Source organism: Caballeronia sp. ATUFL_F2_KS9A (genome assembly GCF_023630765.1).
Taxonomy (GTDB): Bacteria; Pseudomonadota; Gammaproteobacteria; order Burkholderiales; family Burkholderiaceae; genus Caballeronia; species Caballeronia zhejiangensis.
This window is the reverse complement of sequence record NZ_JALQEK010000032.1, coordinates 199,482-223,295: the sequence shown is the minus strand read 5'-3', so window position 1 is coordinate 223,295 and position 23,814 is coordinate 199,482. Positions and strand designations below refer to the sequence as shown.

Sequence of the window (23,814 nt, the reverse complement as noted above, 5' to 3'; positions counted from 1 at the left end):
GTATTCACCGCAATCCTTTCACGAAGTACGCGGTCGCCTTTCGCAAGAATCTCGATACGGGGCCTTGCACTGTCCGGCCACGCCGTGACGGCGTTTGGCTCCGCGGCACGCGGCATGCTGGCAATCAGCATTCCAGACAGGAGATTCCATGAACACCACACCGACTGCGACGGCCCTGGACGTGGGCGCGCCGCATGCGCAGCGCGTCGCCTGTACGCTCTCGATCAACGGCGGGACGCAGACCTTCGACATCGAGCCGTGGACGACGCTGCTCGATCTTCTGCGCGAGCGGTGCCAGCTCACCGGCACGAAAAAGGGCTGCGACCACGGGCAGTGTGGCGCTTGCACCGCGCTCGTCGATGGCCAGCGCATCAATACGTGCCTCGCGCTCGCCGTTTCATACGACGGCGCGGAGATCACGACAATCGAAGGGCTCGCGAGCGGCGACACGCTGCATCCGATGCAGCAGGCGTTCATCGACTGTGACGCGTTCCAGTGCGGCTACTGTACGCCGGGCCAGATCTGCTCGGCGGTCGGCATGCTCGCGGAAGGACATGCACACGACGCCGCGGAAGTGCGCGAGGCGATGAGCGGAAACATCTGTCGATGCGGCGCGTATCCGAACATCGTGCAGGCGATTCTGCAAGTATCGAGCGCGAACGGCGTCGATGAGACCGCCGTCGAGAACGGGGAGACGCACTCATGAACCGGTTCTCCTACACGCGCGCGAACGATGTGTCCGCGGCGCTCGAAGCGCACCGCGCACCGTCGGCGCCGTTTCTCGCGGGCGGCACCAATCTCGTCGATCTCATCAAGGAAGGCGTCGCGCGTCCCGAGCGGCTCGTCGATATCCGCCGCCTGCCGATAGCGGCGATTCAGCCAAGCGCGGACGGTGGCATCGAAATCGGCGCGCTCGCCACGAACAGCGCCGTGGCCTACGACGAACGCATCCAGTCGCGCTACCCGCTGCTGTCGAAGGCGATTCTGTCCGGCGCTTCGGCGCAGATTCGCAATGTCGCGACGGTCGGCGGCAATCTCCTGCAGCGCACGCGTTGTCACTATTTCTACGACACCGCCACGCCATGCAACAAGCGCCGGCCCGGCAGCGGCTGCGGCGCGATGAATGGCGTCAACCGCATTCATGCCATTCTCGGCGCGAGCGAGCATTGCATCGCCGTTCATCCGTCCGATATGTGCGTGGCGCTCGCCGCGCTCGACGCCTCCGTGCGCGTGACAGGCGGCGAAGGCGAGCGCGTCGTGCCGTTCGACGCGTTTCACCGGCTTCCCGGCGATGCGCCGCATATCGATACGAACCTGCGCGACGACGAGATCATCGTCGCTGTCACGTTGCCCGCCGAGGGCTTCGCCGATCGCTACGCCTACGTCAAGGTACGCGACCGCGCGTCGTTCGCGTTCGCGCTGGTGTCGGTCGCGCTCGCGCTCAAGCTCGACGGCACGCGCATCGAAGCGGTCCGCTGCGCGCTCGGCGGCGTGGCGCACAAGCCGTGGCGCAATCGCGATGCCGAAGCCGCGTTGCGGGGCAAGACGCTCGACGCTACGACGGTGCGCGATTTCGCGAGCGCGATGATGCGCGACGCGCGCGGCCTGCCCGGCAACGCATTCAAGATCGAACTGACCGCGCGCGCCATCGAGCGCGCTTTCGAGCAGGCATCGGGGATCAGCCTCGCCGCCAGAGAGGACGACGCATCATGAACTTTCCGAACGAACTGGAACGCATCGCCGAACGGGGCGCGCATGTCAGCGGCAAGCCCGTCAGCCGGGTCGACGGCAGGAAGAAGGTGACGGGCGAGGCCCGCTACGCAGCCGAATTTTTTTCCGATGCAATGACCTACGGCTTCGTGCTCCCGAGCCGCATCGCGAGCGGGCGCATCGTGTCGATCGAGTCGCGGCGCGCGCTGGAATTGCCGGGCGTGCTGATGGTGCTCACGCACGAGAACCGGCCCGAACTGCCGCTGCGCGACGCGGCGTGGCAGGACCAGTCCGCGCCGGGCGGCATGCCGTTTCGGCCGCTCTGGGACGACCGCATCTGGTACAGCGGCCAGCCGGTCGCGCTCGTCGTCGCGGAAAGCCATGAACTGGCGCGTCATGCCGCTTCGCTGATCGAAGTCACCTACGAGCGAAGCAGCCACTGCACGGATCTGCGCGAGGTGGAAGCCGAGAGCTATCCGCCATCGACCGAAAAGGGCGGCTTCGAGCCTCCGCCGCCGCCTCGCGGCGATGCCGACGGCGCGCTTGCCGCAGCCGCCGTGAAAATCGACAGCCGCTATTCGACGCCGGCCGAGTATCACAACCCGATCGAATTGCACGGCTGCACGGTGATTCCCGAAGCCTCCGGCAAGTTCGTCGTGTACGAGAAGACGCAGGGCGTGCTCAACACGAAGCAGTATCTGACGAAGCTCTTCGGCTTCGACGACGACGCGCTCGAAGTCGTCTCGCCGTTCGTCGGCGGCGCGTTCGGCTCGGCGCTGCGTCCGCAATATCATCTGCCGCTTGCCGTCATGGCCGCGCGCGATCTGAAGCGGCCCGTGCGCCTCGTGCTGACGCGGCAGCAGATGTTCACCTTCGCGCATCGGCCGATGAGCCTGCAACGCGTCGCGCTCGCCGCGAATCGCGACGGCAAACTGCAGGCGGTCATCCACGAGGCGGTGTCGGAAACCTCGCAATACGAGGACTATTGCGATGTCATGGTGAACTGGGCCGGACAGCTCTACGCGTGCGACAACGTGCGGATGGACTACAAGGTGAGCAAGCTCGACGTGCCGACGCCCGCCGACATGCGCGCGCCGGGCGCAGCGCAGGGGCTCTTTCCGCTCGAAATGGCGATGGACGAGCTCGCCGAGGCGCTCGACATGGACCCGCTGAAGTTGCGCCTCATCAACTACGCGGAGCGCGACGGGAACAAGAACCTGCCGTTCTCCAGCAAGGCGCTGCGTCAGTGCTTCGAAGAAGGCGCCGCGCGCTTCGGCTGGGACAGGCGCCCGCTCGCGCCGCGTTCGATGCGCGAGGGTAACGAGCTCGTCGGCTGGGGCATGGCGACGGGCATCTGGGACGCGATGCAGAACGAGGCTTCCGCGCTCGCGCAAATCGGGGCGGACGGACGTGTCGTCGTGGCGAGCGCCACGGCGGACATCGGCACCGGCACCTACACGGTGATGACGCAACTCGCCGCCGATGCGCTCGGCGTGCCGCTCGAGCACGTCGATTTTCGTTTGGGCGACAGCCGTCTGCCGAAGGCGCCGCTCGAAGGCGGATCGTGGACAGTGTCATCGGTCGGCAGCGCGGTGCACGCGGCCTGTACGCGTTTGCGCGGGAAGCTGACGGCGCTCGCGGCCGAACACGGCGGCGATGCGTTCGCTCGCGCGCAGCCCGACACGATGCAACTCGATGGCGAATACGTCGTTTGCGGCGAGGGCAAGGCGCAACGCGTGTCGCTGCGGGAGCTGATGACGCGCGCCGGCCTCGACACGATCGACGCGCAGGTAACGGTCACGCCGCACGACAGGCAGCAGTCGTATTCCATTGCCACGCACTCGGCGGTATTCGTCGAAGCGCGCGTCGATGCCGCGCTCGGCACGGTGCGCGTGACGCGCGTGGTCAGCGCGGTGGCGGCAGGACGCATCGTCAATCCGAAGACGGCGGCGAGTCAGATATCGGGCGGCGTGGTTTGGGGCATCAGCATGGCGTTGCACGAGCACGGGCAGTTCGACCACGAGCTCGGCCGGCAGATGAACCACAACCTGTCCGAATACCACGTACCGGTGAACGCGGACATTCACGACATAGATGTGCTCTTCGTCGACGAGCATGACGACATCGTGAATCCGCTCGGCGCGAAGGGCGTGGGGGAGATCGGCGTGGTCGGCGTCGCGGCGGCGGTCGCCAACGCGATCTGGCATGCGACGGGCAAACGCGTACGGGATTTGCCGATCACGCTGGAGACAGTCTTCGCATGATTGGCAGGCCGGCCATCCTCGCATGGCAGAAACCGCCGCGAAGCCGCTTTCTGCAGACAATTGTGCGACGGCGCACGTCAGGCCGGTGCGCCGAGCGTTAAGTTAGCGCTTCCAAAACTGATGCGTCCCAGCGCCGCGGTGGTCCGCGATGTCTCGGGGCAACGGACATGGCCCTCGTCAAGATCACCGCCCGCGAACTGCAAATTGGTACGCCGCTTCCGTTCGCCGTGTATTCCGCAGCCGGCAAGCTCCTTCTGGCGCGCGGATATCGGGTTCAGTCGGAGAGCCAGCGCGACCGGATTCTGGCGGCCGGGGGCTTGCGCAGCGAGGATGCGGTGACGAGTGCATCGAACGAAAGCGCACCCCGGCCAGCCGGAATACTTATCTCGACTGCCAAACATGAAGAGGAATCGGGCGAGGCCATCCTCGACGAGCCCATAGCGAACACTGGAATGCTGCCGAAGACGCTGGACAGCATCCAGGTGACGGTCGACGGAAGCGGAACGCTGCGTTGTCAGACCGACTTCGTTGGTTCCATTACCGGCCGCGCGCTGCTCGTGACCGCTACGGACGGACACGAGTTGTTCGAAACCGGCGCCGAGGTCGCTTGCAGTGCGCTCAGAGGGCGTCACATCCATCAGTTTCGCAGCACCGTGATCGGACGAAGCGAGACGCCGGTACGCGTCATCTATCTCGCATGGCCCGAGTCCGTGAAGACTCAGGTCGTGCGCAACCATGTGCGCGTTTCGACGGAGATGCCGGGACGGCTCATTAGAAACGACTGTATCGCCGCCGGGTTCGACATTTCGGTCACGAACGTGAGTCTGGGCGGAGTCGCCTTCCGTGCCTCCGACGCCCTCGTCAACGTCGCCGAACACTTCCGGTTAGGACTGCGCCTGCGCGCCGGAGGTAAGTCTCACGCGGTCGTGTTCAACTGCATCGCGCGCAATGTCAGGCGCGTCGACGGCGGCGTCCTGATAGGCGCCGAGTTCAGCAGCCAACAGGCGGATACCATGGCGCTTCTGAGGCATCACATGTTCGAAGCCGCAACGGGCAGTGCGGCGCAGTTGCGCTGAACACGACGCGAATCGCGGAGCGCCGCCGACATCGACGTATCGCGCCGCCTGGGTCATCGATGAATGATGCGCGTCGCCCGAAACGGCCGACGAGCCTTGCCGCTCGTTCGCATCGGCATGAAACCAATCCAGGGCTTTTCGGTCGACCCTATGTCGATCGATAACGCGCGTCACTGCGCACGTACCTGGAAAGGCGAACCATTCACATCATGGACAAAAGAGCACTCATCATTGGAGCCACCGGCATCGTCGGCGGCAATCTGGCCGACCATCTGCTCGCATCCGGCGACTGGCACATCACCGGACTCTCGCGCGGACGTTCCGCCTTGCGTGACGGTGTCGAATCGATTACGGCGGATCTCACATCGGCCGAATCGGTGCAGCGCGCGTTGAGCGGGAAGCAATTCACGCATGTGTTTTTCACGGCATGGTCGCGACAGGCGACGGAGCAGGAAAATATCCGCGTCAACGGCGCGATGGTTCGTCATGTACTCGAGGCGCTCGGACCTTCCGGCACGCTGAAGCACGCTGCGCTCGTCACAGGGCTCAAGCACTATCTGGGGCCGTTCGAAGCCTATGCGAAGGGCAGCGTGCCGCTGACGCCGTTTCGCGAGGAGCAGGGCCGGCAGGATGTCGATAATTTCTACTACGAGCAGGAGGATCGGCTGTTCGACGCCGCCAGGCAGTTCGGTTTCGGCTGGAGCGTTCATCGTCCGCATACGGTCATCGGCTTCGCGGTCGGTAATGCGATGAACATGGGCGTGACACTCGCGGTGTACGCGACGCTCTGCAAGGCGAGCGGCGCGCCGTTCATATTTCCCGGGTCCGCAGCCCAATGGAACGGCCTTACCGACATGACGGATGCCCGCCTGCTGGCGCGTCATCTGGAATGGGCGGCGACGTCACCGAACGCCCGCGACGAAGCATTTAACGTGGTCAACGGCGACGTGTTCCGCTGGAAGTGGATGTGGTCGCTCGTCGCGAATTACTTCGGAATCGAGCCGGTGGAATTCGACGGCACGATGCGTCCGCTCGAAGATCGCATGCAGGATGCGGGCGAGGCGTGGCGTGAAATCGCCGCGCGCCACCATCTTGCCGAAGCCGATATCGGCAAGCTCGCGTCCTGGTGGCACACGGACGCCGATCTGGGGCGGCCCATGGAGATGCTCACCGATATGAGCAAGAGCCGCAAGGCAGGCTTTCTCGACTATCAAAGCACGCCCGACTCTTTCATTGCGCTATTCGATCGTTTGAAGACGCTTCGCATCATTCCGAGCTGAAGCCTCCGATATGCCGGACGTCTCGTCGTCCGGTACAAAACCGCACCGAGCGTCCTGGTACTTTCCCTTACCGAATAGCTCAGTCCACATCTGAATTGCCATAGGCAATATCGCTATTGCATTCATTGCATTGCCAGAGTGTGCGCGGAATCGTATCTTCGTCTCCATTCGAGGAGACATGTATGAAGATCGCATTTCTGGGCGCGGGCGCGCTGGGCTGCGCCATCGGCGCCGCGTTGACCGAAGGGGGTCACGAGACGTGGCTCGTGGACAAGTTCGCGGCGCACGTAGAGGCCATGTCCCGCGACGGCCTGCAAGTCGACGACGAACGCGGCACGCGCCGCGTCAAGGTGCGCGCGACGATGAACCCCGCCGACGTCGGGCCGGTGGACGTCGTGATCGTACTGGTCAAATCCTTCCACACCGATCCGGCGATGCGCGGCGCGCTCGACCTCATCGGCCCCGAGACGCTCGTGCTGTCCCTTCAGAACGGCCTCGGTCACGAAGACGTGCTGAGCGATATCGTCGGACGCGAGCGCGTGCTTGCGGGCAAGACTTACGTCGGTGGCGTGTTGCGCGCACCGGGACACATCCAGTCCGGCGTGACCGGAAAGATCACCATCATCGGCGAGCTCGACGGCCGCGTGACGCCTCGCGCCCAAGCCGTGGCGGAAGCGTTCAACAGCGCGGGGCTCACGACCACGGTCAGCGACAACATCCTCGGCACGATGTGGGACAAGCTGCTGATCAACGTCGCGACCGGTGCCATCACAGGCATCACGCGTTTGACGTATGGGCAGCTTTACAGCGAACCGGTGCTGAAGGCGACCTCGCTTGCCGCCATCGAGGAAGCGATGGCCGCGGCGAAGGCGGCCGGCATCGAACTTTCCATCACGCGTGCGGAAGACGCCTGGAACATGGCCGCCGAAGGACTGCCGGCCGCGTTCAAGACCTCCATGCTGCAAAGCCTGGAGAAGTCGTCCGTCACCGAAATCGACTTCATCAACGGCGCGGTCGTGCGATGGGGCGAACGGCTCGGCGTGCCGACGCCGGTGAATTCGACGCTCGTGGCGTGCATAAAAGGCATCGAGCGTGGCATGACCGACCGCCAGAATGAGGAGCGCGCGGCATGAGCGCAACCAAAGCCTATCTCGAACACGTCGCGATCTGGGTGAAGGATATCCACTGGCACATTCGCTTCTTCGAAGAAGTGCTCGGCATGACCATGCGCGAAGTGGACGGCCCGCGCGACGAGCCGCGTCAGTACTGGGCACTCGGCGGACTCCAGTTCATCAGCGATCCGACTTACGACGGTCCCGAAGGCCGGCTCGCGCATCTGGGCGTGATGTGCGAGGACCTCGAAGCCGCGCTCGCCGCCGCGCAGCCGTTCGGCGTCACGGAGATGACGCAGGGCCGCAACTGGCTGCGTCTGCCCGACGGGCTCGCCATCGAACTCATTCAGGCAAGACCCGCCACATGCGTCGCGCAGGCGCTGTCGATCAATCCACGCGCGGAGGCGTGAGCATGAGCACCATCAACATCACCGAGAAATACTGGGACGATGCGCAGGAAGGCGACGAGTGCGTCAGCCCGACCTACACCGTCACGAAGGAACGCATTCTCGCTTACGCCGATCTCACGGGCGACCATACGCCGGTGCATGTCGACGAGGACTATGCCAACGCGAGCCACTTCGGGTCGATCGTCGCGCATGGCCTGTTCGGGCTGTCGATCGCCGATGGCCTCAAGACACAGAGCGACTATCGCTTCCTGCCGGGCATGTCGCTCGGCTGGACGTGGGACTTCGTGCTGCCGATCAAGGTCAACGACGTGCTGCATGTGAAGTTTCGCGTGACGTCCATGCGCGCGAGCAAGAGCCGTCCGGGCTGGGGCATCGTCGTGTTGCCGTCCGAACTGATCAACCAGAACGGCGAAGTCGTTCAACGCGGCGAGCATCGTCTGATGGTCCCGCGCCGTCCGGGAGCCTACTGATGCAAGCCCGTCCCCTCGAAGGCTTTCGCGTCGTCGACTACAGCCACTTTCTCGCCGGTCCCTATGTCGGACGCTGTCTCGCCGCGCTCGGCGCCGAAGTCATCAAAGTCGAGCGTCCCGGCAGCGGCGATGCAGGCCGCCAGCACGCGACGATCCTCGACGACCAGCAAAGCGCCTACTTCCTCCAGTTGAACATGGGCAAGCGCGGCGTGAGCGTCGACATGAAAGATCCGCGGGGCAAGGCGTTCATGCAGCGCCTGTGCGATTCGGCGGATGTGTTCATCGAGAACTATCGCCCCGGTGCGCTGGATAAGCTCGGCCTCGGCTATGCCGCGCTCTCCGAGCGCAATCCGGGTCTCGTCTATTGCTCGATCTCGGCGTATGGTCACACGGGTCCGGACGCGCATCGCGCAGGCTTTGGGCTGATCGCGGAAGCGAAGAGCGGCATCATGCAGATGATCGGCAACCCGGGCGAACCGCCGCCGCTCATGCGGATTTCGCTCGGCGACATGTACACCGGCATTCATGCGGTGGCCGCGATCAACGCTGCCTTGCTCGGCCGCGTGAAGAGCGGACGCGGCCAGCATATCGACATGGCGCTATACGACACGCTGTTCTCGATGCACGAATATGCCGTCCAGTGCTACACGATGCAGGGCGTGGTCCCCGAGCAGACCGGTCATGACATGCCGACATCGACTTTATACGGCGTGTTCCGCGCAAACGATGGCGACCTGGTCATCGCCGCGCAGGTCGACGAATCGTGGAAGCGCTTCGGCGCGGCCGTCGAGCAAAATGGCGGCCCCGCGGGCTTCGCGACCGATGCGCGCCTGCACAGCCTGAACGGGCGCAATGCGAACCGCGAGGCCATTCTCGCGGTCGTGAAGCCGTGGGTCGCTGCACGCAACGTCGCCGATGTGCTCGCGCTGCTGGACAGCGTCGATGTGCCCTGCGCGAAGGTGCAACGCATCGACGAGGTCGTGGCCGATCCGCAGATCGTCGCGCGCGGCATGGTGATCGAACAGGAGCATCCGCGTCTGGGCACGCTGCGTCTGCCGAACCTGCCGTTTCGCTTCTCGGACTGCGATACGTCGATTCGCGAGGTCGGCCCCGATCTCGGGCAACACAACGAGGAAGTCGCGCGGTCGCTGGGCTTCAGCGCGGCCGAGATCGATGCGATGCAGACCGACGGCGTGCTGTTCTCGAAGCCGGGGGCATGATGAGCGATCGATACGCGGTCATCGGCAATCCGATCGGGCACACGAAGTCGCCGTTCATCCACGGCTTCTTCGCGCAAGAGACCGGCCAGGACATGAGCTATGAGGCCATCGAAGGGCCTGTGGAACCTGCCAGCGGCTTCTCCGATAGCGTCAAGCGCTTCATTGCAGCGGGCGGCCGCGGCATGAACGTGACCGCGCCGTTCAAACTCGCTGCATTCGCCATGTCCGATGAGCGCAGCGAACGAGCGCAGCTCTCGGGCGCGGTCAACGCGATGAAGTTCGAGGGCGGCCGAATCATCGCCGAAAACTTCGATGGCGTCGGACTCGTGCGCGACATCGAAGTCAACCTGCATCAGCCGATGGTCGGCAAGCGCGTCCTGATCCTCGGCGCGGGCGGCGCTGCGCGCGGCGCGTTGCTGCCGTTCGTCGCGGCACGGCCTGCCGAGCTCGTCGTCGCCAACCGGCATGTGGACAAGGCGCGTGCGCTTGTCGAACAGGTCGCCCGATCGAACACTGCTGGCGGATCGCTCACCGCGTGCGGGTATGCGGACCTGGCGGCACTGGGGCGCTTCGACCTCGTCATCAACGCGACATCCGCGAGCCTGACCGGGCAACTGCCGCCGGTGCCAGCGAGTGTCTTCAGCGCCGGCGGAAGCGCCTATGAACTCGCTTACGGGAAGGGGCTCACGCCTTTCTTGCGGCTGGCGCGCGATGCAGGGGTGAAAAGTATCGCTGACGGCGTGGGCATGCTGGTCGAGCAGGCTGCGGAGGCGTTCGCGTGGTGGCGGGGCGTGCGTCCAGAAACGCGCGCGCTCATCGAGCGGCTGACCGTTCCGCTCGATTGATCCGGCGAAAAGAGGCGCAGCGGTCGAGAAGACATCGGTGGAATGAACATTAACGGTCTGCAATTAGACTCGGACGAAAGAATGAAAACGTTTCTTATGCTGCATGGTGTCAACCACAACATGTTCGGCAAGCGAGATCCCGTTCAGTACGGCACGGCCACGCTCGCCGACATCGATGAGAAATTGCAGGCGCTCGCGAATCAACTCGGCGTAACGGTCGAAAGCTATCAGAGCAACAGCGAGGGCGACATGTGCGAACGCATCCATCAGGCGTTTGCCGACAAGGTCGATGGCGTGCTCATCAATGCGGGCGCATGGACGCATTACAGTTACGGCATCCGCGATGCACTCGCCATTCTGACCGTGCCCGTCGTGGAGATTCATATGTCGAACATCCATGCACGCGAGGCTTTCCGTCATCATTCGGTGTTCGCGGAAATCGTCAAGGGGCAGATATGCGGGTTCGGTATCGAAAGCTATTCCCTTGGTCTGCGCGCGGCGGTGTCCGCGGCAGCGTGACAAACAAAGTCAGGTCCGGTGTGCGTCATCTCTGATGCAATGGTCGCGAGAGCGACATTGCGTTCTACAATGGATGCATGACCACGCCCGATCTGCCCGACCTCAAGCTGCTTCAGCTCTTCGATCTGCTCTATGACGTTCGCAGCGTCACGCGTGCAGCGGAGCAGCTTGGACAGGCCCAACCGACCGTTAGCATCTGGCTCGCGCGCTTGCGCGAACATCTGCAGGATCCCCTTTTCATTCGCACGCCAGGCGGCATGACGCCCACGCCTCAGGCGGATGCGCTGATCGGTCCGTGCAGGGAAATCCTCGAGTCGCTTCGCAGATTCTCGTCGTGGGAGATTTCTTTCGATCCGGTCACGGCGAAGCGACGGTTTCGCATCTGCATGACCGACGCGAGTCATATCACCTTGCTTCCGCGGATGCTGGCCTATGTGCGCGCCAAGGCACCGGGCATCCGTCTCGAGGCGGCGCGGATCGACGGCAACACCGAGCGCGCGCTCGAATCTGGCGAGGCCGATCTGGCGATCGGTCATGTTCCGTGGCTCGGCGGCGGAATGTATCAGCAACAGCTCTATATGCAGGATTGGGTGTGTCTCGCCAACCCGGACCATCCGCGCGTCCGCGCGAAGCTGACACTGAAGCAATACCGCAGCGAAGGGCACGTCATCATCGCCGCAGGCACGGGTGCGCAGTTACTCGAACAGGCATTATTGCGCGATGGAATCGAACGTGATGTCGTGCTGGAGCTTCCGGGAATGCTTGGGCTTGGATCGATTGTCAAATCAACCGACCTGATCGCGACGCTGCCGCGAAACATTGGAGAAACCTTGGCAAAAGTGAATGGCCTTGCGGTTCACTCTTGCCCGTTCCCGGTAGAGAAGTTCGCGGTGCGGCAGCATTGGCATGCGAAGTATCACGACGAAGCGGGAAACCGCTGGCTTCGCTCTGTCGTCGCTGAGCTGTTCCTCGCGAAAAACTAGACGGGCGAGTAGCAATCGTCGTTCCGCCGGGCGCAGGAACAACGGTTGCAGCAAATTCCTCTCCGGGGCGGCGTGCCCTGCCACGACCTAGGAGACGAATATGGCTCACTTGTGCGACGTATGCGGCGCACGGCCCGCGACCGTGCGCCTCGCAGTGCTGCGCAACGGCCGCCGTCACGTCATCGACGTGTGCGATTTTCACTATGCGCAGCTCACGCGGCACCAGCGCGCGCTCTCGCCGCTCGAATCGCTGTTCATGGGCGGCGCGCCCGGCGAGGCGTCCGCGCCCGAAAGTGCCGCACAGCAAGAACCGCGCGATGCCGGTGTGCGGCGCAACGAAAACGAAGGCGCGAACATCGACCGATACTTCAGCGACGGCGCGAAAGAGATGCTGATGCGCGCCGCCGAGCGCGCCGTGCAATCCGGCTGCTCGCAGGTCGACACGGAACATCTGCTCTACGAGCTTGCAAACAACGCCGTCATCGAGTCGATTCTCAAGAGCATCGGCATCGATGCGGCCGAAGTCCGCGGCTTCATCGACGCCAACGCGCAACGCCGCGAGCGCGCGAGCCCGCCGCCGGACGGCATGATCGCCGTGTCGCCTCGTCTGAAGAGCGCGCTCGACCGCGCTTTTCTCGCATCGCGTCAGCTGCGGCATAGCTACGTCGCGCCGGAGCATTTGCTGATCGGCCTTGCCGATGTACCCGACAGCTTCGCGGGCCAATTGCTCGGCAAGCTCGGTGTCGATCAGCAGGCGCTCAGGCAGCAGACCGCGCAGACGGTCGGCGCGGGCGGACCGCCGCGCGGCGACGGGCCGCCGTCACGCACGCCGCATCTCGACAAGTTCAGCCGCGATCTCACCGCGCTCGCACGTGAAGGGCATCTCGACCCCGTGATCGGACGCGCGCGCGAAATCGAAACCATGGTCGAAGTGCTCGCGCGCCGGCGCAAGAACAATCCGGTGCTGATCGGCGAGCCGGGTGTGGGCAAGACCGCGGTCGTCGAAGGGCTCGCGCAGCGCATGGTCAACGGCGATGTGCCCGAGTCGCTCCGCGACAAGCGCCTCGTCGAGCTGAACATCAACTCGCTGGTTGCGGGCGCGAAGTATCGCGGCGAGTTCGAGGAGCGCGTGAAGCAGGTCGTCGATGAAATCACCGCGAATCGCGAGAAGCTGCTGCTGTTCGTGGATGAAGTGCATACCATCGTCGGCGCGGGGCAGGGCGGCGGCGAAGGCGGACTGGATATCGCCAACGTGTTCAAGCCGGCGATGGCGCGCGGCGAGCTGAACATGATCGGGGCGACCACGCTTGCCGAGTATCAGAAGCACATCGAAAAGGACGCGGCGCTCGAGCGGCGCTTTCAGCCGGTGCTGGTCGCGGAGCCGACCGTCGCGCAGACCATCAATATCCTGCGTGGACTGCGCGACCGGCTCGAAGCGCACCACAAGGTCACGATCCAGGACGATGCGATCGTCGGCGCGGCGGAACTGTCGGATCGCTATATCACGGGGCGCTTTCTGCCTGACAAGGCGATCGATCTCGTCGATCAGGCCGCGGCGCGCGTGAATCTGTCGGCCACATCGCGCCCCGCCGATATCCTCGAACTGGAGTCCGAGCTCGCGCAATTGCGACGCGAACAGGACTATGCGGCATCGCGCAAGCAGTTCGACCGCGCGCATGCTTTGGACAGCGAGATCGCGCAGAAGGAAAAGCAACTCGGCGATGCCACGGATAGCTGGAAGCAGCGCGTCGGCACGAACACGTCGACGGTGACGGTCGCGCACGTCGCCGAGATCGTCGCGACGATCACCGGTATTCCCGTGACTCAACTGACCGAGGAGGAGCGTGCCCGTCTGCTGCAAATGGAAGAGCGCCTGCACAAGCGGGTGATCGGGCAGCAAGAAGCGGTCGTTGCGGTGTCGGACGCGGTGCGGCGCGCACGTACCGGCTTGCAGGGCCGCAACCGGCCGATCGCCGTGTTCCTGTTCCTCGGGCCGACGGGTGTGGGCAAGACGGAGCTTGCGAAAGCGCTGGCGGAAGTCGTCTTCGGCGATGAAGACGCCATGCTGCGCGTCGACATGAGCGAATACATGGAGCGTCACGCGGTGTCGCGGCTCATCGGCTCGCCGCCGGGTTATGTCGGCTATGACGAAGGCGGGCAATTGACGGAGCGCGTGCGGCGTCGGCCTTATAGCGTGATCCTGCTCGACGAGATCGAAAAGGCGCATCCCGATGTGTACAACGTGCTTCTGCAAGTCTTCGACGACGGGCGCCTGACCGACGGCAAAGGCCGCGTGGTCGATTTCAGCAACACGCTGATCATCGCGACGAGCAATCTCGGCTCTGACGTGATCGCCGGTCAGAAGCGCGCGACGCTCGGATTCACGACCAACGCGAGCGATGCGGACGCATCGGTTCAGAATGGCGTGATGAGCGTGCTGCGCCAGCATTTCAGGCCCGAGTTCCTGAACCGGATCGACGACATCATTCTGTTTTCCTCGCTCGGCCGCGATGAGGTGCGCCAGATCGTTCGGCTGATGCTCGATCAGGTGCAGCGCCTCGCGCACAGCCAGGACGTCGTGCTGGAGTTCGACGAATCCGTCGTCGATCATCTCGCGGACGTCGGCTACCGTCCCGAGTTCGGTGCGCGCGAACTGCGTCGGCAGATCAGGCAGTCGATCGAAAACCAGTTGGCGAAGGAAATGCTCAAGGGCGACGTTACCGAGGGCGCACAAGTGAAGTGCCACTACGACGCGGAGAACAAGCGGCTCGCGTTCGATGTGAAGCGCGCGGGACTGGCGAATCAGGCGGGCGAGGGCACGCCGCCCACACCTTGACCGCGAGCATCACTACGCCAAACCTCGCGTCGTTCAAGCCGACGGGCGACGGTCGCGTCATGATCCGACAGGGTTATCCCCGATCCATTCGGAGAGAAAACATGTAATCATATATATGAATTCGATGGAGACGATCATGCAGGCCGATGGCCGCTTACCCCGTTATCAGCGCCTGCGGGATGAAATGGTTGCCCTGATCGCGGCTCGTGAATGGCGCCCGGGCGAAGCGATCCCGACCGAGCAGGCGCTTTCTCAAAGCTACGGCCTTGCTGTCGGCACAGTGCGAAAGGCCGTCGATCTGCTCGTCGCGGAAGGCATGCTCGAGCGCTTTCAGGGAAGAGGGACCTTCGTACGGCGCGCGAACTTCGACGGCTCCCTGTTTCGCTTCTTCCGCTTTCAAACACGGCAAGGCGAACGGCGCATTCCGGAGAGTCGCATACTGCGCCGGGACGTGGTCGATGCGCCATCGGCGGTAGCCGCGAGACTGCAGATATCGAGCACGGCGCGCGTGATCCAGATGTCGCGCGTGCGGCTGATCGACGGCGTTCCGATGCTCGCCGAAGAGATCTGGTTGCCCTACGCACGTTTTGCGGCGTTTGCGAAGATGGACGTGGGCGAGATCGGCGACCTCCTTTACCCGGTCTACGAGACGCAGTGCAATCAGATCGTGGCATCCGCCACGGAAACCCTTACCGTCGAAGCCATCGGCTCGCGACACGCGAAGCTTTTGAACATCGAGCCGGGGACGCCTGCCGTGGTCATCGAGCGTCTCGCCTTCGGCTACGATCGGCAGCCGCTCGAGTGGCGCCGTTCGCGCGGACCCGCCAGCGAATTCATCTATCAGGCGGAGATCCGCTAGCCAAAGAACCGCGATTGGGAGACGGCATGCGCAGCCGGTTCAGGGCCGTTCGCCTGAAGCCGACGCGACCATGCTTCCCTTTCCGAGCACGATCGATTGACGAGCACGCTCGGCAAACCATTCCAAACCTAAGATTCATTCCATGACCAGTCTAGATATCGATTTGTTGCTGACCGCGCTGATCAGCGTGGTGCTGCTTGTCGCGCTCATCGTGTCGCGCATCAAGATGCATCCGCTTCTCGCTTTGCTCGTCGTTTCAATCGGCGTAGGGTTCGCAACCGGCATGGAGCCGGGAAGCATCGTCAAGCATCTGACCAACGGCGCGGGCAAGACGTTGGGCGCGGTGGGCGTCGTCATCGCGCTGGGTGCGATGCTCGGCAAAATCCTCGCGGATGCGGGCATTACCGAGCAGATTGCCGAGGCCATTCTGAGGCGTGCCTCCGACCGTATGATTCCCTGGGCGATGACCCTCGTGGCTTTCGTGGTCGGCATTCCGATGTTCTTCGAAGTGGGGCTGGTCGTCATGCTTCCCTTGATTTTCAGCGTGGCGCGCAAGCTGGAAAGCCATGCCCGGTTCAAGGGCTCGGCCTATGTGTACGTCGGCGTGCCCGTGATTTCGGCTCTTGCCGCGATGCACGGCATGGTGCCGCCCCATCCGGGTCCTTTGACGGCTATCGCCACGCTCAAGACTTCGGTGGGGCCGACCATGCTGTACGGCTTTCTGGCGGCCATTCCCGCGATGATTCTGGGCGGCCCGCTCTATGGCGCGTTCATCTCGCCGCGCATGAGCACCAGGCCCGATCAGGCCTTGCTGGACCAGTTCACCGTCGTCGAACAGTCCGACAATGGCCACCGCGCCGGGGTCGGTCTCGGCGTGCTGGCGGCCCTGTTGCCCGCCATCCTGATGCTGGTTCATGCGGTGGCGGAGATGGTGTTGCCGAAGAACGCACCGATGCTGCACGTTGCCAGCTTCCTCGGCAATCCGCTGATAGCCATGCTGCTGGGCGTACTTTTCGCAGTTGCGGCGCTGGTCCTCGCCCGGGGCGGCGATGCCGAAAAGCTGCGTCACGCGCTCGGCAACAGCCTCAAGCCGATTGCTTCCATCATCATGATCATCGCCGGCGGCGGCGCGTTTCAGGAAATGCTGACCAGTGCGAAGGTGGGTGAGGCGATCGTGCATCTGACGCAGCACTTCGCTTTTCCCCCGCTGATCCTCGGATGGCTGATCGCGATGTTGCTGTCCGTGTCCACCGGATCGGCGACGGTGGGAATCGTCGGCGCGGCGGGTCTGCTGGCTCCGCTGGCCGGCGCCGATCCGAGCCTTAACCTGCCTTTGCTGGCCTTGTCCATCGGCTGCGGTTCGCTGTTCTTCAACTATGCGAACCACGCCGGCTTCTGGATGGTGAAGGAATCGTTCGGCATGACGATGGGCGAAGCCACCAAAACGATCTCGGTGGTTCAATCCATCGTGGCTGTGGTTGGCCTGGTGATGGCGCTGATCTTCAACGCGGCAGTCCACGTTGGCTGAACTGCAGGGAACACGCCGGCAATCAGTCATCGGAGCGCTGACGACTCCAGACGAAGCGCGTGATCACCGCGCGTGCGCAGCTTCGTGACGGCCACGGCTACAACCGTGCCCAAAGCCCAGCCTAGGGTGGCCAAGCTGCCTAGGCCTCGCAGAATGGCAAGGGCGAAGGTCCAGGGATTGTCGCTGCCGATGTTCGGACCGCCGAAGCGAGCGCGTTGAAACTTTCGTTGCGGCACAGGCTTGTTGTCGTCGATGGTTTCGCAAGTCAGTGCGTCGCTTCGCTTACGGTCGGCATTCCAATGGTTCCGTCTTCCGTCCATCGCGCACCTCGGCGATTCCCAACGCGGCACGGGGCGCTTGGCGGCGTGCAGCATCGACGTATAGGCATCGACATAATTCTGCGCCATCCTGCTGGCGCTGAAGCGGCGCTCGAATTGTGCGCGGACGCGGGGGCGCGACAGCTCGTCGATCCGATGCAGTGCGCCGACCGCGTCTTGCACGTCTTCGCAGATGAAACCGGTCACGCCATGATCGATCACCTCGGGCACCGCTCCGCGCTTGAACGCAATCACCGGCGTCCCGCACGCCATCGATTCGATCATCACCAGGCCGAACGGCTCGTTCCAGTCGATCGGAAACAGTAGCGCCTTCGCACCCGACAGAAAATCCGGCTTCCGCGTTTCGCTGATTTCACCGATGAATTCGACGTGCGCCTGCGAAAGCAGCGGCTCGACAGTCGACGCGAAATACTTCTCATCAGCCTTGTCGACCTTCGCCGCAATCTTCAGCGGCAAGCCGCTTCGCGCCGCGATCTCGATGGCGAGATCGGCACGCTTTTGCGGGCTGATGCGGCCGAGGAACGCCAGATATTCCGGCTTCTTGTGCGGCTGCGGCGTGAGCAGGCCGTCCGGCAAGCCGTGATACACCGTCTTCAGCCAGTTTGCGCGCGGCAAGGGGCTACGCTGGTCGTCCGAGATCGAGATGATGTTCGCGTGCGTGAACGTCGCGAAGATCGCGCGCAGCTCGGGCAGATCGAGACGGCCGTGCAGCGTCGTGACGAACGGCGTATCGCTTTGAGAGAACAGCGGGAACGGCAGGTACTCGAGATGGAAGTGCAAGACGTCGAACTCATGCGCGCGGCGGCGAACGGTTTCGAGCAGCAGCATGTGCGGGGCAAGCGAATCGCGGATGCCCGGATCGAGCCGCAGGGCGCGCGGCCAGGCTGGTTCGAGCCTCGCGCGGGTCTGCGAATCGCCGCTTGCGAACAAGGTCACATCGTGGCCGAGGTCGACGAGTGCATCTGTCAGATACGACACCACGCGCTCAGTGCCGCCGTATAACTTCGGGGGAACCGCTTCGTGCAACGGTGCGATTTGTGCGATTCGCATAGGTTGGTTCTCCAGTGCGGCCCGCCTGCGGATTCGTGCAACGCGAGTGCTCAGACATGCTCGCGACGCTCGAGCCCATCCCTGCGGGACGTCCCCTCTCATGCAGACCGGCACCTTGCAGACAGCTTCTGCTATTGCTGGTTGAATCCGGACAATCTATCGCCATCCTAAACAGTGAGTGCCAACGACGCGCATTATTCGTGACGGTGCGTGATGAAATCGGCAGCTATCGGCGTGCCCGATTCATGTCGACAGAGTCGGCTCGCGGATGAGCATCGAGATTCGGTGCGATTGGTACGGCTATCTAATCGATGCGTGGCGCGCGACGTGTAATCGCGTAATCGCGGAGAACTTGCACTTGGCTGCAGATGTTGCAACAGCGGCTCGGCTCGCGAACCGGAAGGGTCGCCATTCGGTCAGTTGACGCGCACGCATAGTCTGCATCGGTGATGCCTTGTCATGAGCACGTGTCCAGGACGACGAAGCGCACCGATCTGGTGACGGGCCGCGGATCAGACACAGAGACGAGCCGTTTCGCGAACCGCTCACATCGCGTAGCACACGGAGATGCTTCCCCTGGCGTGGACACCGATGCAAGCCACCGGCCACCCGTTGCCCGTGGTCGCGATGATTCAACGCGAAAAGAAGATCGGTGCAAGAGAGCAGGCATTTAACGGAACGTCGAATGCTGTCCGATACCACCGCTCACTCACGATGAAGGTTAGCGATGAGTCAGGCATCCGTTTCATCGCGGCCGGCGAATTAGCCGACACGCCGCACGGAGGAACACATTCGAAAGAGACTTGTCAGGAGATGCCCCTCGACACCCGGCGGTTCGAAAGAACTCAGCGCTGTGCGCCATAGGTATCGAATCGCCCCAACCGGAGACGATTGATATGCCAGCCCTTTGCGAGATTTGTCATGCCCGTCCGGCGGTTGCGCAGGTAACCGTCGTGCAGAACGGCCGCCGCAAATCGATGTCGATTTGCGAGTACGACTATCGCCAGTTGATGCGGCATCAAACCATGCTGAATCCTTTCGATTCCTTACTGGGCGGCGGAGGGCTGTCGCGTCTGATGGGTGACACGGACGGCACTGGCGAGGAAGACGAGGACGATATCGTCGCTTCGGTGCCGCGCGAGTCCGTCGACGTGACCGATGCCTTCAGCGAGCAGACGATGGAACTTCTGCAACGCGCCGCCGAAAAGGCGCACGAATTGCAGAAGACGGAACTCGACACCGAGCAGGTGCTTTACGTGCTGGCCGACATGGACGTCGTGCAGGCGCTCTTCAAAGAGTTGAAGCTTTCTGCCGACGACATCCGCCGCTATATCGACGAGCACGCGCAAAAGGGCAAAGCCGCGCCCGATACGCCGGTCGAAAAGATGACGATTTCGCCGCGCTTGAAGAAGGCTTTTCAGTACGCGTTCCAGGCCTCGCGAGAACTCGGCCATTCCTATGTCGGTCCCGAGCATGTGCTGATAGGGCTTGCGTCCGTGACCGACAGCATCGCCGGGGGGCTCCTCAGAAAGTACGGCGTCACGCCCGAGGCGCTTCGCCAGAAAGTGGTGAAGGTCGTGGGCAAGGGTGCGGAAGACGGCCGCGTCGATACGCCGACCGGCACGCCGACGCTCGACAAGTTCGGCCGCGATCTCACCGCGATGGCGCGCGCAGGCAAACTCGACCCGGTGCTCGGACGCGCACAGGAAATCGAAAGTACCATCGAGGTGCTCGCGAGGCGCAAGAAGAATAATCCTGTGTTGATCGGCGAGCCGGGTGTGGGCAAGACTGCGATCGTCGAAGGGCTGGCACAGCGCATCGTGAACGACGACGTGCCCGAAGACTTGCGCAACAAGCGGCTCATCGAGATCAACATCAATTCGATGGTCGCGGGCGCGAAGTATCGCGGCGAATTCGAAGAGCGCGCAAAGCAGGTGATCGACGAGATCACTTCGAAGCAGGATGAACTCATCGTGTTCATCGACGAGTTGCACACGATAGTCGGCGCGGGTCAGGGCGGCGGCGAGGGCGGACTCGACATCGCGAACGTGCTGAAGCCGGCGCTCGCGCGCGGCGAGCTGAGTTTGATCGGCGCGACGACACTCAACGAATACCAGAAGCACATCGAGAAGGATGCGGCGCTCGAGCGGCGCTTTCAGCCGGTGCTCGTGCCGGAGCCGACGGTCGAGCAAACCATCGTCATTTTGCGCGGCTTGCGCGACAAACTCGAAGCGCACCATCAGGTCACTTTCGCCGATGAAGCGTTCGTCGCGGCAGCGGAGTTGTCGGACCGCTACATCACGTCACGTTATTTGCCCGACAAGGCTATCGATCTCATCGATCAGGCTGCGGCGCGCGTGCGAATCGGCTCGAAGTCGCGCCCGCCCGAAATGCAGGAGCTGGAAGCGGAAATCGCCCAGTCGAAGCGCGAGCAGGCCTATGCCTCGTCGCGCAAGCGTTTCGATGAAGCGAAGAACTTCGAGGAACGCATCAACGAGAAGCAGACGAAGCTCGACGACCTGACCGAGGCATGGCAGCGCAAGACCGGATCGGAGACGCTCGAAGTGACGGTTGCAGCGGTCGCGGAAGTGGTCTCGCGTCTCACCGGCATTCCGGTCACCGAACTCACGCAGGAAGAACGCGAAAGACTGCTCGAGATGGAGAGCAAGCTGCGCGAACGCGTGATCGGTCAGGACGAAGCCGTGGTCGCGGTGAGCGATGCGGTGCGGCTGTCACGCGCGGGCATGGGGCAAGCGCACCGGCCCATCGCGACGTTCCTGTTCCTCGGACCGACGGGCGTCGGCAAGACCGAGCTTGCGAAGGCGCTAGCGGAGACCGTGTTCGGTGACGAGCAGGCGGTGATCCGCATCGACATGTCCGAGTACATGGAGCGCCACGCAGTCGCGCGGCTGATCGGCGCGCCGCCGGGATACGTCGGCTATGACGAAGGGGGACAGCTGACCGAACGCGTGCGCCGCCGTCCCTACTGCGTGATCTTGCTCGACGAAATCGAGAAGGCGCATCCCGATGTGAACAATGTGCTGCTGCAAGTATTCGACGATGGCCGCCTCACCGATGGCAAGGGCCGCGTCGTCGACTTCAGCAACACCGTCATCATCTCGACCAGCAATCTTGGCGCGTCCATCATCATGGACAACCTCGAGAGAACCGAGAAGGACCGCGACACCGAGGCAGCCATGCGCGAGAAGCTCATGGACGTGCTGAAAGGCCACTTTCGCCCCGAGTTCCTGAATCGCATCGACGAAATCATCGTGTTCCACGGGCTTTCGCGCGAGAACATCCGCTCGATCGTGCAGATACAGCTGGACCGCGTCGCGCGCACGGCGGCGGCTCAGGACATCACGCTCAGGGTGCAGGACCCGGTCATCGATCATCTTGCCGATGTGGGTTATCGGCCCGAATTCGGCGCACGCGAACTGAAACGCCAGATCCGCCAGCAACTGGAGACCCGGCTCGCGAAGGAGATTCTCGGCGGCAAACTCGCTCCGGGCGACACGGTAGACGTGAGCTACGACAAGGACAAGGACGCGATCACGTTCGCCAAGGTCGAGGGCGAAGCGAAGCCGAAACAAAACAAGTCCGGTCCAGCGAGCAAGAAGAACGGGGCAAAGTCGGCGGAACGCAGCAAGGAGTCGGCCAAGAGCGAACATTGAACGCGGCCGTTGCCAATGCCGTCCGAAGCGCGCACGGTCGGGTTCGACCGGGCGCCCCGCGGCACGTACGGATAGACGATTCGCTAGCTGTCGCAATTCCAAGTACGACATTTCAATTGAGCCTCGGCATCAATTCCTGCGCTAATTTGCATTATGTCAATGTCGATTAACTAATCGCTACACGCATCCTCCGACAACGATGGCAAACTGCGCAAGTTCCGCGCGTTGCCGCATTCAAAGCGGTACGCCGCTTGCGCTCAAAGCACGACCTGCCTTTTCGGCCCGAGTCCCCAAGCCGACCCACGTCCCGATGAACACACGCCTGCTCGGTCTCACCCGCATCCCGTTCTTCCTGCCGCTCTCCAGCGCGACCCTGATGCTCGGCGTCGCGATGTCGTTCACCGCGCCGTATCTGTCGCTGTTCAGCGTCGAACAGGCGGATATGAGCCCCTTGAAGCTCGGCGTCTTCATGACGGTCATCGCCGCGAGCGGCGTCGTGGCCAGCGCGTTTGCCGGAAAATGGTCCGACAGGCACGGCCATCATCGGGAATTGCTGCTCGCGGCGCTCATTGCTTCATCGCTCGGTTTTCTGTTGATGTGCGTCGTGCGCAACTACACCGCGCTGGTCGTGATCGGCATCCTGTTTCTCGGCGCAGGCGGCTCCGCGATGTCGCTCGTGTTCTCGTTCGCGCGCGCCGCGTTGCCCGTCGACGACGAAGCCGAGCGGTCCCTCGCGCTCGCCACCTTGCGAACCGTTCTTTCGATGGCGTGGGTCTTCGGGCCCTCCGTCGGCGCGCTGGTGCTGGCCGGCGCCGGCTTCTACGGCCTGTTTCTGTTCGCGGCGGCCTGTTTCGTCGCGTGCGGCGCGATCGTCTGGCGCATGCACGGCTCGCCCAGGGGCGACCCGCACAGCGCACCGGCGCACTACGCCGGCGACCCGACATCGCTGCTCGAAGTCACCGCGCCCGACACCGAGGAGCTCGTCCCGCCGCACCCCGGCGCGTCGCACTCTCGCGCCGAGATCTGGCGCGCGACCGTCGCGATGACGCTCATCGGGCTCGCCGCGAGCGCTACGATGATCGTCCTGCCGCTCTACGTCGTGCACGGCATGCACGGCACGCGCATCGACGTATCGATCATGCTGGGCCTCGGCGCATTCCTCGAAATTCCGATGATGCTCGCGCTCGGCGCGCGTGCTTCGCGTCTCGACAAGCAGCGATGGCTCGCGTCGTGCGCCGTCGTGCATCTGATTTATTTCATTGCGGTGGCGGCGTCGCCCAACGTCCACTTCCTCATTCCGATGCAAGCCTTCAACGCCTTCGTCGTCTCGGTGACGTCGTGCCTCGGCATGACGTACATGCAGGATCTGATGCCGCAAAGCCCCGGATCGGCGACGGCGCTTTTCTTCAACGCGTCGCGCGTCGGATCGATCCTGTCGGGCGTTCTGTCCGGCGCGCTCGTGGCCGCGCTCGGCTATCGCGGCACGTTTCTCGTGTGCGGATGCATCGCGTTGAGCGCGGCGGTGCTGTTCGCCAATCCGCCGTTCGCGCTCATCGCGCGGCGCATTCTCGACTGGTGGAAGGCGCGGCGGCAGACATCGGCCTGACCTCTTCGCTGTCGGGGAATGGCAATATAGGCGC

At 63.5% G+C, this 23,814-nt stretch carries 17 protein-coding genes and 1 pseudogene; 17 read left to right on the top strand and 1 reads right to left on the bottom strand.

Annotated elements, in window-relative coordinates; translation table 11 throughout:
* The first annotated feature begins 148 nt into the window (after positions 1-148).
* The 15 genes from NCS67_RS21800 to NCS67_RS21730 all read left to right on the top strand — a co-directional run bounded on the left by NCS67_RS21800 (position 149) and on the right by NCS67_RS21730 (position 17,112).
* Positions 149-706 carry a (2Fe-2S)-binding protein gene (locus tag NCS67_RS21800; protein ID WP_008348069.1) on the top strand — a complete coding sequence of 186 codons (558 nt, stop codon included), beginning with the start codon at positions 149-151 and terminating at the stop codon, positions 704-706.
* Entirely contained in the window at positions 703-1,713 is a 1,011-nt protein-coding gene (locus NCS67_RS21795; protein ID WP_175980869.1) for an FAD binding domain-containing protein, read from the top strand. Before NCS67_RS21800 ends, NCS67_RS21795 begins: the two co-directional genes overlap by 4 nt.
* Positions 1,710-3,974: a xanthine dehydrogenase family protein molybdopterin-binding subunit gene (locus NCS67_RS21790; protein ID WP_250436530.1), complete on the top strand. Its 2,265-nt coding sequence runs from the start codon at positions 1,710-1,712 to the stop codon at positions 3,972-3,974. Before NCS67_RS21795 ends, NCS67_RS21790 begins: the two co-directional genes overlap by 4 nt.
* Before the next feature lie 167 nt (positions 3,975-4,141).
* On the top strand, positions 4,142-5,050 hold the full coding sequence (locus NCS67_RS21785; protein WP_250436529.1) for a PilZ domain-containing protein: 909 nt from the start codon (positions 4,142-4,144) through the stop codon (positions 5,048-5,050).
* Positions 5,051-5,259: 209 nt separating this feature from the next.
* Complete coding sequence (locus NCS67_RS21780) at positions 5,260-6,330, top strand: SDR family oxidoreductase (RefSeq protein WP_250436528.1); 1,071 nt, start codon at positions 5,260-5,262, stop codon at positions 6,328-6,330.
* A gap of 182 nt (positions 6,331-6,512) precedes the next feature.
* Entirely contained in the window at positions 6,513-7,463 is a 951-nt protein-coding gene (locus NCS67_RS21775; RefSeq protein ID WP_250436527.1) for a ketopantoate reductase family protein, read from the top strand.
* A complete protein-coding gene (locus NCS67_RS21770) occupies positions 7,460-7,852 on the top strand; it encodes a VOC family protein (RefSeq protein WP_250436526.1) in 393 nt (130 codons plus the stop codon). Before NCS67_RS21775 ends, NCS67_RS21770 begins: the two co-directional genes overlap by 4 nt.
* A gap of 2 nt (positions 7,853-7,854) precedes the next feature.
* A complete protein-coding gene (locus tag NCS67_RS21765) occupies positions 7,855-8,322 on the top strand; it encodes a MaoC family dehydratase (protein ID WP_250436525.1) in 468 nt (155 codons plus the stop codon).
* Positions 8,322-9,542, top strand: coding sequence for a CaiB/BaiF CoA transferase family protein (locus tag NCS67_RS21760; RefSeq protein ID WP_250436524.1), 1,221 nt, complete (start codon positions 8,322-8,324; stop codon positions 9,540-9,542). The genes NCS67_RS21765 and NCS67_RS21760 overlap by 1 nt, the downstream gene beginning before the upstream one ends.
* Positions 9,542-10,387 (top strand): shikimate dehydrogenase, encoded by an 846-nt coding sequence (gene aroE / locus NCS67_RS21755; RefSeq protein ID WP_250436788.1) that lies wholly within the window; start codon positions 9,542-9,544, stop codon positions 10,385-10,387. The genes NCS67_RS21760 and aroE overlap by 1 nt, the downstream gene beginning before the upstream one ends.
* A gap of 81 nt (positions 10,388-10,468) precedes the next feature.
* Positions 10,469-10,906: a type II 3-dehydroquinate dehydratase gene (aroQ, locus tag NCS67_RS21750; RefSeq protein WP_033536205.1), complete on the top strand. Its 438-nt coding sequence runs from the start codon at positions 10,469-10,471 to the stop codon at positions 10,904-10,906.
* A 77-nt stretch (positions 10,907-10,983) separates the two neighbouring features.
* Positions 10,984-11,889, top strand: a complete 906-nt coding sequence (locus NCS67_RS21745; RefSeq protein ID WP_008348049.1) for a LysR family transcriptional regulator — start codon at positions 10,984-10,986, stop codon at positions 11,887-11,889.
* A 100-nt stretch (positions 11,890-11,989) separates the two neighbouring features.
* Positions 11,990-14,725 carry an ATP-dependent Clp protease ATP-binding subunit gene (locus tag NCS67_RS21740; protein WP_034470945.1) on the top strand — a complete coding sequence of 912 codons (2,736 nt, stop codon included), beginning with the start codon at positions 11,990-11,992 and terminating at the stop codon, positions 14,723-14,725.
* Between the two features lie 136 nt (positions 14,726-14,861).
* Positions 14,862-15,584, top strand: a complete 723-nt coding sequence (locus tag NCS67_RS21735) for a GntR family transcriptional regulator (protein ID WP_175980857.1) — start codon at positions 14,862-14,864, stop codon at positions 15,582-15,584.
* A 142-nt stretch (positions 15,585-15,726) separates the two neighbouring features.
* Positions 15,727-17,112 carry a GntP family permease gene (locus tag NCS67_RS21730; RefSeq protein ID WP_008348044.1) on the top strand — a complete coding sequence of 462 codons (1,386 nt, stop codon included), beginning with the start codon at positions 15,727-15,729 and terminating at the stop codon, positions 17,110-17,112.
* A 341-nt stretch (positions 17,113-17,453) separates the two neighbouring features.
* Here the strand turns inward: NCS67_RS21730 and NCS67_RS21725 are convergent.
* Positions 17,454-18,500: pseudogene (locus NCS67_RS21725) on the bottom strand (glycosyltransferase family 4 protein); the annotation flags it as partial.
* An 896-nt stretch (positions 18,501-19,396) separates the two neighbouring features.
* Between NCS67_RS21725 and NCS67_RS21720 the strand changes: the two are divergent.
* Positions 19,397-22,174 (top strand): ATP-dependent Clp protease ATP-binding subunit, encoded by a 2,778-nt coding sequence (locus tag NCS67_RS21720; RefSeq protein ID WP_250436523.1) that lies wholly within the window; start codon positions 19,397-19,399, stop codon positions 22,172-22,174.
* A gap of 310 nt (positions 22,175-22,484) precedes the next feature.
* A complete protein-coding gene (locus NCS67_RS21715) occupies positions 22,485-23,780 on the top strand; it encodes a sugar efflux transporter (protein WP_175980829.1) in 1,296 nt (431 codons plus the stop codon).
* The last annotated feature ends 34 nt before the right edge of the window (positions 23,781-23,814 follow it).

What these genes read in the sequence shown, in the direction of transcription:
- NCS67_RS21800 (WP_008348069.1), top strand. Translation starts at nt 149, where the DNA reads ATGAACACCACACCGACTGCGACGGCCCTGGACGTGGGCGCGCCGCAT.
- NCS67_RS21795 (WP_175980869.1), top strand. Translation starts at nt 703, where the DNA reads ATGAACCGGTTCTCCTACACGCGCGCGAACGATGTGTCCGCGGCGCTC.
- NCS67_RS21790 (WP_250436530.1), top strand. Translation starts at nt 1,710, where the DNA reads ATGAACTTTCCGAACGAACTGGAACGCATCGCCGAACGGGGCGCGCAT.
- NCS67_RS21785 (WP_250436529.1), top strand. Translation starts at nt 4,142, where the DNA reads ATGGCCCTCGTCAAGATCACCGCCCGCGAACTGCAAATTGGTACGCCG.
- NCS67_RS21780 (WP_250436528.1), top strand. Translation starts at nt 5,260, where the DNA reads ATGGACAAAAGAGCACTCATCATTGGAGCCACCGGCATCGTCGGCGGC.
- NCS67_RS21775 (WP_250436527.1), top strand. Translation starts at nt 6,513, where the DNA reads ATGAAGATCGCATTTCTGGGCGCGGGCGCGCTGGGCTGCGCCATCGGC.
- NCS67_RS21770 (WP_250436526.1), top strand. Translation starts at nt 7,460, where the DNA reads ATGAGCGCAACCAAAGCCTATCTCGAACACGTCGCGATCTGGGTGAAG.
- NCS67_RS21765 (WP_250436525.1), top strand. Translation starts at nt 7,855, where the DNA reads ATGAGCACCATCAACATCACCGAGAAATACTGGGACGATGCGCAGGAA.
- NCS67_RS21760 (WP_250436524.1), top strand. Translation starts at nt 8,322, where the DNA reads ATGCAAGCCCGTCCCCTCGAAGGCTTTCGCGTCGTCGACTACAGCCAC.
- aroE (WP_250436788.1), top strand. Translation starts at nt 9,542, where the DNA reads ATGAGCGATCGATACGCGGTCATCGGCAATCCGATCGGGCACACGAAG.
- aroQ (WP_033536205.1), top strand. Translation starts at nt 10,469, where the DNA reads ATGAAAACGTTTCTTATGCTGCATGGTGTCAACCACAACATGTTCGGC.
- NCS67_RS21745 (WP_008348049.1), top strand. Translation starts at nt 10,984, where the DNA reads ATGACCACGCCCGATCTGCCCGACCTCAAGCTGCTTCAGCTCTTCGAT.
- NCS67_RS21740 (WP_034470945.1), top strand. Translation starts at nt 11,990, where the DNA reads ATGGCTCACTTGTGCGACGTATGCGGCGCACGGCCCGCGACCGTGCGC.
- NCS67_RS21735 (WP_175980857.1), top strand. Translation starts at nt 14,862, where the DNA reads ATGCAGGCCGATGGCCGCTTACCCCGTTATCAGCGCCTGCGGGATGAA.
- NCS67_RS21730 (WP_008348044.1), top strand. Translation starts at nt 15,727, where the DNA reads ATGACCAGTCTAGATATCGATTTGTTGCTGACCGCGCTGATCAGCGTG.
- NCS67_RS21720 (WP_250436523.1), top strand. Translation starts at nt 19,397, where the DNA reads ATGCCAGCCCTTTGCGAGATTTGTCATGCCCGTCCGGCGGTTGCGCAG.
- NCS67_RS21715 (WP_175980829.1), top strand. Translation starts at nt 22,485, where the DNA reads ATGAACACACGCCTGCTCGGTCTCACCCGCATCCCGTTCTTCCTGCCG.